The sequence below is a fragment of the Pirellulales bacterium genome, from assembly GCA_035546535.1.
GTDB lineage: Bacteria > Planctomycetota > Planctomycetia > Pirellulales > JACPPG01 > JACPPG01.
This window is the reverse complement of the sequence record DASZWQ010000142.1, coordinates 1-8,034: the sequence shown is the minus strand read 5'-3', so window position 1 is coordinate 8,034 and position 8,034 is coordinate 1. Positions and strand designations below refer to the sequence as shown.

Below are 8,034 nucleotides of genomic sequence, written 5' to 3'. Positions count from 1 at the left end.
AATCCGCGATCGTCGATCGTGTAGGGGACGATTTCATCCGTGCAAGCGCTACCACGGTGCTTGGCAATATACAGCGCGCGCGATAGACGATTGCCGCTGCGGATCTTGCCGAAGTAGATCACGGTATTGGCGTTCGACAACACGTCCCCTTCTTCCAGCGGGCGGGCTGCCAGCTCTTCGAGCATGACCTCGGGCGAAGTGTACAAGAGCAGGCAGCCGACGCGCTTGTTGTCGTAGATGGCCGTCGCGATCCGTGCGGCGTTCTCGCGAAATCGCTCTCGGAACAGGTCGCGGGCAACCCATTCCGGATCCTTGCGCAGGATCTGATGATAGATGTACTCGAACAAATCAAACTGAATCGAGTCGCTGGCCCGCCCGACCGGTTCGACGCCGTCGATCACGGTGCGGCGCACGCCGCGCAGGAAGTTCCCGTAAAAGAAGGCGATGGCCGCGGCCAGCTTGCGCGACAGCTCGCCTTGCCAATCCTGCCAGGCTTCGAACTCCATATCGCCGCGCGTCACGCGACGGCCGTGATATTCGAAGACCCGCAAATAGTCACCGCAGCCATCGAGGGTGTCGAAGAAATGTGCCAGATCGGGCGCATGGCTGGGATCGCTAACGGCCAATTGCCAGTCGAACATGCGGCGTGCGTAATCGGCATGGTTCTGGCTGTCGCCGCGCGAACACATGTCGAAGATGATGCCCCGCCGCCCCTCCTGCGCGCGACCGGCGTTGGCAAATTGCAACCCCAGTTGGGTCTTGCCGATGCCGGTGGCACCGGAGGCCACGGTCAGCGTACCGGGCAGCAGTCCGCCACCCAAAAGCTCGTCGAGGCCTGGTATGCCGGTCGAAAGTCGTGCAGCCTCGCGCATCCTGAGTTGGTCCCTCTCTCTATATATTGAAAGCTCGCGGCAAGCAGCACGCTTAACTCCGGCGTGGCTTGCCAGCATTTCGGTGGGTGTGTCGCACGTGGCCTGGTGGTGTCAGTTCGTGGCTTTGTCTGCTTCCGCCGCGCGGTCGTATTCTGTGACCACTGGGGCAGCTTCGAGGTTCGAGCAAGCGCGGCGATATTTCTCATTCCCAGTCGGCGACGGCTGCGCGTCCTCCGGCATTACGGTATCGTCGCCTGTTTTTCTTTCAGCCCGCGTGCCTTTTGAAGATTCGCTTGCGCCGCGCTGTTCGTCGGCTCCAAAACCAGGGCTTGCTGAAAACATTTGATCGCCAGATCGAATTCGCTCAGGTCGCCGTAGGCTGCGCCTAGTCGAACCCACCCCTCGACGAAATTGGGCCTCTTGGCCACCGACTTGGCGTAATGCTGCTGGGCCTTTTTGAATTCTCGACGCATGGCGTACTGGTTGGCGAGCTCGAACTCGGCTTCAGGGTAATCGGGCTTAATGGCGACGGCCCGTTCGAGAAAACTGATCGCCTCCACCGTGCGGCGCTGCTGCATGCACAGCATGGCCATGCCGCGCAGCGCTTCGACGTAGTTCGGATTGATTTCCAGGGCGCGGCGAAAGCTTTTTTCGGACTCCTCTGCCTGCCCGGCGGCTGCCAGAACGACGCCGCGGCCGGACCAGGAATCGGCGTCATTGGGGCGCAACGTTATCGTGCGCGCGAATTGCTCGATGGCCTCATTAGCGCGGTTGGCATGCACCAGGGCAAAGCCCATGCCGCGGCGGGCAGAGATCGAACTAGGATCAATTTCCAGGGCGCGGCGAAAGTATCCCATCATTTCGTCGATGCGCTCCGGCGTGAAGCCATCGCGCTCGGCAAGCTTCAAGAGGACGTGCCCCATGTTGCTTTGCATTTTCTCGTCGTTGGGGTTGAGCTCGACGGCCTTTTTGAAGTTTTCATACGCTTTGTCGTGGTCGCTTGACGCTTCGGCGTACACGCCCAGGTTGGAATACGCCACCCAGCCTTCGGGATTCTTCGAGATCGTGTCCACATACAGCGTTTCCAGGTCGCGATAGACAAACGTCTGGCTGAAGGTCAGCCCGGCGAATACCACCAGCAACAGGGCGGCCGCGATCGGGGCGGCCTTTTGCAACTGTCCCGGCAGCCGCTTCAAAGCCAACACCGTCCCCGCGGCGGCCAGGGCAAACAGCGCCAGGCTGGCGTGATATTGAAAGTGGTCAGCCACGAACGAATAGCGGAAAGGATACACGTTGAAAAAACCGAGCGCCGGCACCAGCACGCCCGTGAAAATGAGCACGGCGGCCAGTGGGCCCCGCCCGATTTTCTCGCGCCACCACCACAGTGCCACGATCACCGCCAATGCGGCAAGCGGAAATAGATATTGCCACAGCGCATGGTCGTCGATCTTGAAGCGTGGATAAAAGAATGCCAGCGGATAAGGCCAGGCGAGCTTGCCGGCGTAGAACCAGACGGCCCTGCCCGCAATAAGTACGCGATCCAACATCGAGAAATCGAATTCGTCCCCGCGCGCGCCGACATTGTGTTTTTCCGTCCACACGGTGAACAGTCCCAAGCCGATGCCCACGACGAAAAACGGAACCAGCGGCAGAATCTCTCTTCCCGAGACCTGCCCCCGCTTCCACCACACGATCACCAAAATCACCGCGGGCAGCGAAGCAACCACCGTCTTGCTCAAGAGCGCCGCCACGAACAGCGCGAGCGACAATGTATACGAGCGCCAGTTGCCAGCGAGCCTGACGTCACGACCGTTTTCTGTTTGCTCGGGCGGCGCGAAGCGGAAATACGCGTGCAGCGAGAGGAGAGCCAAAAGCAGGCTCAAGACGTTCTTCCGCTCGGTAACCCAGGCGACGCTTTCGGCCATGACCGGATGGACGGCGAAGATCGCCGCCGCCAGCCATCCCCCTGGCACGCGCAGCCGCGCGAGCAAGCGCCAAAACAGCACCGCGGATGTCGCGTGCAAAGCGACGTTCACCAGGTGGTACCCCAGCGGCCGCAAGCCCCACAAGTGATATTCGAGCCAGAACGTCGTGTGGACGAGCGGGTAGTATTGCTTCTCGGTGGCCGGAACGAGCCAGATGCGGCGCAGCCCGTCGACCGTGCGCAGGGCTTCGTTACCCTCGACGTAATTCTCGTCATCCCAGATGAAGCCGGTCCGCACCACCGGCAGATAGGCGACGGCCACCATCGCCACAAGCAGGCCGGCTCCGGCAGTCAAGCGCCAACGCGGTTCGGCGGGGGCAAGCGGCGCGTAGCGGGATCCACGGGAGGTCGATCGCGGCTGCTTCCGCTGCGTTTTGGTGCGAGGTTTCATGGACTCACGCGGCCACGCGCCGCTGCACTATTTCGAAGGCCGCCTGCGCTTGCGAAATCCGCGACGTGCTCTTGCGCCGCGGCCGACTTTTGTGGCCGACGGTGAAGAACTTGAGCCTAACTCCGCATGCCGAGGGGGACAAGCCGCGAACAGCCGAGGACTTCAGATCGATAGTTTGCGGTCGCGCGCCACGATCGGCCACGAGCCGGTCGCGCGCCGGTCTTCGATCGTCGCGGCCGCCGCGTGCAACGCGACCGTGGGGCAGACATGCCAGGGAACACCGTACAGCACGTCGCCCACGCGAAATTCCGCGGCACGCGACGTTTCGATCGCCAGGTGCTCTTCGCTGTGCACCACCGCTTTCGCCTCCGGCAAATCAAGCAGATGCACGCGCGGGTCGGGGTTGTCAGGCGATACGGCCTTATAGCCTAAGTCCAGGCACAGTCGATTCGCGGTCGGACGGCTGATGACGCGCGTGACGAGTAACGCGGCGGGCAGGAAATCAAGGTCCGGAAAGCGCGTCGCATACGCCTGATCCCAAAACACGCATGTGCCGGGGCTGCATTCGACGTCCGCGCGCGAAGCATGTACGGGAAAAGTTGGCGTGCCACCGCTGACGATCCGCGGCACCGGCAGGCCTGCGACCGTTAACTCCGTGACGAGTGAATCGACGGCGCCGAAAGCGCTTGCCGTCTCGCCGGTGCGAGTCGCCAGGTCCGTGGCGCGGATATGCCCGTCGTAGACGTGCAAGCCGCCAGGACGCAAGCCAGGAGACGCCGCAACCTGACGATAAAGTTCAACGGCCTCCGCGCCTGGCGCGATGCCGCTGCGGTGCATGCCGACGTCGAGATCCAGGAGCACTTCCACGCTTGCTCCCACCTGGGCCACGGCGCTTGCCAGCGCGCTCACGGCGCACGCATCGTCGGCGACCGTCGAGAATCGCGTCGCCGGGAACTTCGCCGCCAGTTGCGCCAGTCGAGCGGCGTTGGGCCCGACCGGCTGATAGGCCAGCAGCACGTCGGGCGCGCCACACGCGGCCAGCATCTCGGCCTCGGCGATCGTCGCGCATTTGAACTTCGTGATGCCGAAAGCCAGCTTGCGGCGCACGACGTCGGGCATCTTGTGCGTTTTTACGTGCGGACGCAGCCGCCCGACGCCCCCGGCACGACGGATCATGCGGCGCAGGTTCTCATCGACCCGATCGGGGTACACGACCAGGGCTGGCGTTGCCAGTTCCGCGACGTTTTCGATTTCGTACCAGCGTTTTTCCATGCGTTCGTTAGAGCTTGCCGAGGGAATCGTTTGTGCCATGCGACGGAGTGTCAAACAGCATAACGGTTAACGCTTGTGCCGCGAATGCCGCCCCCTGCGCGGCGCGCCACGGCGACGACAGCGCGAATCAGCTTAAGTTGTGGCGGCCGTGGTTCGATTCTCTTGGACACATGCCGCTCTCGCGCCGCGCATGGCAGCGCGAAATGCCAGACCTGCACTCCGTTCCGCGCGACGATGAGAAAGCGATTCTTTCGCCTTTGCCGCGGGCCGCTCGACGGCCGCACGATCAGCCCCGGCACGCCCGAGCACCAGCGGGCCTCGCGCGGCGAGGAATCGCCGACGGCGGCCTTCGCCCTGCCCGAGGAGAACGGGCGAGTTGGCTTCGCGGATCCGATGATCGGCGTCACTTCCTCCGCGCTGCACATCTACGAGCCGTTCGACCGGATCGACGAAATCTGGCTGGAAATCGTCCTTTGTAAATATGTCGGCACGCGCGGCGCCGCCGGGCTGAATTAGCAGGCAGTCGGCAGAGGGCAGCCGGCAGTAAATGCTGGCAAGAAATCGATCGCCGATCGTCAGTAGTCGGTAACCAGTAGTCAGCGATGATTTAGCCGCCGGGCTGGCACGGCGGCTAATGCGCGCTGTGCTCTCCGTGCTGCCGCCTTCTGTATACTGACTACCGACTACTGGCCACTGACTGCCCTCTGCCGGCTGCCCACTGCCGACTTATTGAGGTTTACCACCATGACCCAGCCGCTCTCCGGCAAGCGATTCCTGATGTTCGTCGAGGACATCTACGAGGACCTGGAACTCTGGTATCCCCGGCTGCGGCTGGTCGAAGCGGGGGCACACGTCACGGTCGCCGGTCCGAAGGCCGACCACATTTATCGCGGCAAGCACAGCTATCCATGCCGGTCGGATGCGGCGATCGCCGACATGGAGGCGGCCGACTTTGACGGTGTCGTCGTCCCTGGCGGGTTCATGCCCGACAAGCTGCGCCGCGACCCGAAGGTGCTTTCTCTGGTGCGCGATTTTGCCGAGGCCGGAAAGCTGGTGGCGGCCGTTTGCCACGGCGGCTGGATCCCCATTTCGGCGGGCGTGTATCGCGGAGTGCGGGTGACCGGTTCGCCCGGCATCAAGGACGATCTGGTCAACGCCGGCGCCCAGTGGGAAGACGCCGCCGTGGTCGTCGATCGGCATTTCGTCTCGAGCCGCAAACCAGACGACCTGCCCGACTTCTGCCGAGCGATCATCGATGTAGTCGGCAGCAGGCAGTAGGAAAAGGGCAGTAGGAAAAGGGCAGTAGGTGGCCCGTGAATGGACGCCGGCGGCAGGGTAGTCGCTATTTAGCCGCCGGGCTTGCCCGGCGGGAATTTCACCGAGTACTCCCTGATTCCCCTCTGCCCGCTGCCGACGGCCCACTGCCGACCGCCGACGGCCCGCTGCCCGTTGCCGACTGCCCACTTCTCCCCAAGTCCTTTGCAGGCTCACGTTTTAGGGCGAACGATTTTCGGTGAAAAAGCTTGTCGCCGTCCGCTGGCATTGATAGACTGACGGGTGTCATCTCAGGGGTGCTTTCTGCGCCGACATTCGGCTGGGACCAAAGAGAGGTAATCATATGATCCGCCGTAATTCTTGTGTCAGCAGATCGGCCCAGCGCGGCTTCACGCTGGTCGAGCTGTTGGTCGTGATCAGCATCATCGGCACTCTAGTGGCACTGTTGCTACCCGCCGTGCAGATGGCCCGTGAAGCGGCCCGCCGCAACACGTGCATGAACAACCAGCACAATCTCACGTTAGCGGTCACTAACTACACCGGCGCGAAGAAGCTGTACCCTGGCTATCGCGATGTTTTGCAGACGAACAATGGTCTGCTCCCAGTGAGTTGGACCGTAGCTATTCTGCCATACATGGAGCAACGACTGGTTTCCGACCAATGGAAGCAGATGCTGGGTAACCTCACTGGTACGCCCACCGTTCAAAGCCAACTGCCATTTCCTTACCTCGAATCGTTGGTTTGTCCCAGCGATGTGACGGCGTTGTCACAAGCGACGCCGATTAGCTACGTCGTGAATTGCGGGCAGGCGGATTTGTATCCGTTGATTTCCATTAATGGTAGCCCGGTCGCAACGACGACTTCGCCAGCTCCCACGAAGTCGCAACCGCTAAACCAACCCGATACGCCAGCGAACGGTATTTTTATGAGCCGTTGGGATTTGTACTGGCAGCAAGCTGGCAAACTTAGTTCTTTGCCGCGCAATACTGACGACACGATTCGTGACGGCAAGAGCAACACCCTGCTATTGTCGGAGAATCTGGAGGCACGGAACTGGTACGACGAATTAAGTCTCGGCGATCCGAACGCGAACAACCCAGATGTACTCGCCAGTGGATCGACTAAGAACCAGACTTTCAGTACATCGAATACTGCCGCAAACAATGGTTATTTTCCTGCCCCCGTTGGTGGCGGCACAGCAGTGAGTTCGAGTGTTCCGCCGGCCCCGACGGTCCTGTCTCCCGAAGCATTCGCGGGCTTCGTGTGGTGGCCGTATGCTGCTGCGCCCCCTTCACTCGTGGCTCAAATCAACGGTTTGCCCCAAGCGGACGTTGGATATGCCACCGACATGATGTACGCCCGTCCCTCGAGCAATCATCCCGGAATCGTTGTCGTTTCTTACGCGGATGGCCGCACATCGACGATGAACGAAAACATTAACTACCTTGTCTACTGCTTGCTTATGACGCCGGACGGTGCCAAGTGCAATCCGGCTGGTCTGCCGTTTATACCAACGTCGGCTGGGACGCTTTCAACAGACTACACTGGCTTCGCTAACAACGGCGTCTACACGGGCGGGTTCCGCAACTCGACGATCAGTGGCCAGGACATGCAATAGTGCCGGCCTGACCTTGCCGCCTCGTGCGACGGTGTGATACCAGCAACGAAAAGTGGAGGTCGCAAGGCCTCCACTTTTTTTGTATTTGTAGGGTGCCCTGTGGGCACCATGCCCTATCGCATTCGTGCAAATCTTGCCAAATGTGCTTTCTTGCGCTGCCGTCGTCATAACTCTGGTGCCCGCAGGGCACCCTACGTGATTCTGGTGCCCTGTGGGCACCATACCCTATCGCATCCGTGCAAATCTTGCCAAAGGTGCTTTCTTGCGCTGCCGTCGTCATAATTCTGGTGCCCGCAGGGCACCCTACATGATTCTGGTGCCCTGTGGGCACCATGCCCTATCGCATTCGTGCAAATCTTGCCAAATGTGCTTTCTTGCGCTGCCGTCGTCATAATTCTGGTGCCCGCAGGGCACCCTACGCGATGTTGCGAGCTGTGTATGCCGGACTATCGCCGTTACTTCGTGCCCGGCGGTACGTACTTCTTCACGGTGGTGACGCAAGGAAGGGCGCAAATACTGTGCGGCGCAGCGGCGCGCTTGTCACTACGCGCCGCCTTCCGGGCTTGCAAGACGCGGTGGCCGTTTCGAATCGATGCCATCGTTTTGTTGCCCGACCATTTCC

7 protein-coding genes are annotated in these 8,034 nt (G+C 61.3%); 4 read left to right on the top strand and 3 right to left on the bottom strand.

Annotated features, from left to right (window positions below):
* From VHD36_16910 to VHD36_16900, 3 genes are all read right to left on the bottom strand, one after another.
* The coding region (locus VHD36_16910) for an ATPase domain-containing protein (protein ID HVU89007.1) at positions 1–872 on the bottom strand (872 nt) is incomplete at its 3' end.
* A 239-nt stretch (positions 873–1,111) separates the two neighbouring features.
* A complete protein-coding gene (locus VHD36_16905; protein HVU89006.1) occupies positions 1,112–3,151 on the bottom strand; it encodes a tetratricopeptide repeat protein in 2,040 nt (679 codons plus the stop codon).
* Between the two features lie 258 nt (positions 3,152–3,409).
* The gene (locus VHD36_16900; GenBank protein ID HVU89005.1) at positions 3,410–4,558 is read right to left on the bottom strand and encodes a D-TA family PLP-dependent enzyme; all 1,149 of its coding nucleotides are present in this window, start codon (positions 4,556–4,558) and stop codon (positions 3,410–3,412) included.
* A gap of 195 nt (positions 4,559–4,753) precedes the next feature.
* Between VHD36_16900 and VHD36_16895 the strand changes: the two genes are divergently transcribed.
* The 4 genes from VHD36_16895 to VHD36_16880 form a co-directional block, all read left to right on the top strand.
* A complete protein-coding gene (locus VHD36_16895; GenBank protein HVU89004.1) occupies positions 4,754–5,035 on the top strand; it encodes a hypothetical protein in 282 nt (93 codons plus the stop codon).
* Between the two features lie 228 nt (positions 5,036–5,263).
* Positions 5,264–5,797, top strand: coding sequence for a type 1 glutamine amidotransferase domain-containing protein (locus VHD36_16890; protein HVU89003.1), 534 nt, complete (start codon positions 5,264–5,266; stop codon positions 5,795–5,797).
* Positions 5,798–6,137: 340 nt separating this feature from the next.
* Complete coding sequence (locus VHD36_16885; protein HVU89002.1) at positions 6,138–7,412, top strand: DUF1559 domain-containing protein; 1,275 nt, start codon at positions 6,138–6,140, stop codon at positions 7,410–7,412.
* A gap of 438 nt (positions 7,413–7,850) precedes the next feature.
* The coding region (locus tag VHD36_16880; GenBank protein ID HVU89001.1) for a transposase at positions 7,851–8,034 on the top strand (184 nt) is incomplete at its 3' end.